This is a genomic window from Vibrio sp. 1978, assembly GCF_033344345.1.
This window is the reverse complement of record NZ_JAWPOP010000090.1, coordinates 1-1,400: the sequence shown is the minus strand read 5'-3', so window position 1 is coordinate 1,400 and position 1,400 is coordinate 1. Positions and strand designations below refer to the sequence as shown.

The 1,400-nt window shown below is 41.1% G+C and carries 2 protein-coding genes; both read left to right on the top strand.

What is annotated here, in order from left to right; all coding sequences use genetic code 11:
- Positions 1-331 precede the first annotated feature (331 nt).
- Entirely contained in the window at positions 332-574 is a 243-nt protein-coding gene (locus R8N49_RS24655) for a type II toxin-antitoxin system ParD family antitoxin (protein ID WP_012615282.1), read from the top strand.
- Complete coding sequence (locus R8N49_RS24650; RefSeq protein ID WP_012615283.1) at positions 567-851, top strand: type II toxin-antitoxin system RelE/ParE family toxin; 285 nt, start codon at positions 567-569, stop codon at positions 849-851. The genes R8N49_RS24655 and R8N49_RS24650 overlap by 8 nt, the downstream gene beginning before the upstream one ends.
- Positions 852-1,400: the final 549 nt, after the last annotated feature.

Genomic DNA, 1,400 nt, shown 5'->3' with positions numbered 1-1,400 from the left:
AGGCGTTTTTGAGCTGCATGATCAAGAGCCAAACTTAGGAAACAAAACGCTGATGGTAAGGTGGATAAAAGAATCTATGAGAAAGAGGCTGTTATGTTTATTCGAGTTATTTTTACAGCATTATCATTTTGCGCTGTTTTCATTGTGGTGAGTGACAACATACCGGGTTGGGGGAATGCTTTGGGGTGGAGTTACATCTTGGGTATGTTGGCTCTGGGGGTAATAACATTGAAAGCCGAACAGCTCATGGCATGGTGTGATAAGCAATTAGCGAAAAAGAGAAAATGAAGAGGTATACTAGGTGTGTTAATAATTAACACATGGTGATTTTATGGCTAGAACAACAAGCGTCACAATCGGAGAATCTCTTGATTGTTTTATCGAAAGAATGATCGCAACAGGTCGTTATGGCTCAACAAGTGAAGTGATGAGAAGTGCATTGCGACTACTCGAACAACAAGAGAATCAACAAGACTTACTGCGAAAAGCGCTCGATGAGGGTGAGGCGAGCGGAGAGTGTTCCTTGTCATTAAAAGAAGTGGCAGCAAGAAGAAAGGCCAAGCTGCATGTATAAACTTTCCCAAAAAGCAGCAGACGATTTTGGGGATATCTACGAATATACCTTTTTAAATTTTGGCGCAGAGCAAGCCGACAACTACACCGATGAAATGGAACAATGTTTACAAACTCTGTCAGAGGCACCATTCATTGGTCGAGATTGTTCCGAACTTCGTTCTGGCGTACGTCGTCATGATCATCAGAAACACGCCATTTTTTATCGAGTTCGAGAGTTCGATATCTTTGTTATCCGGATCTTGCACCAACAGATGAACCCAATGTTGCATCTTTAAATTACTTAATTTTTTGATAAAACCTAGAAAAACGCCCCTTAGAGGGCGTTTTTTGTTTCAAACGAACAGCGCCATCTTTGCCCTGTAAATCGCCTGAAAAGCGTCACAAACTTTCAGCCCGATTTCTGGGTCAGTAGGGCATAGTAAGTGCTTAAAAACGTGCCTAGAGCCTCTGATGGCGTTCTAAGGGCTGTTTTTGATAGCTAACTCGCCCGTTTAACATAATAGGAATAATAGACACCGATTTTGAGTGTGGCTCAGGCATAAATTTGGATTCTGATTAATGTATACATCTTCAAGTGGTTCTATGAAATTGGTATACATTAATCAATAGGGGGAGGTGATTTTCGTTACAGAGTCACGCGTTGCGAATCACTCTTAAATGCTTTGTTAGAGCACTTTGCTCTGTGTCACCAAGTCAAAAGCTTCGTTAACTTTTTTCCCAAGCGAAATCTGTTTGATTCCTGCAGGAACATGTAAGAACAGTGGAAAAATAGCCCAAAAAAAGAATAGCCCAATAACAACAAACAACCATCCACCTACTACTTG

Coding starts and splice junctions, on each gene's coding strand:
- R8N49_RS24655 (WP_012615282.1), top strand. CDS start 332: ATGGCTAGAACAACAAGCGTCACAATCGGAGAATCTCTTGATTGTTTT.
- R8N49_RS24650 (WP_012615283.1), top strand. CDS start 567: ATGTATAAACTTTCCCAAAAAGCAGCAGACGATTTTGGGGATATCTAC.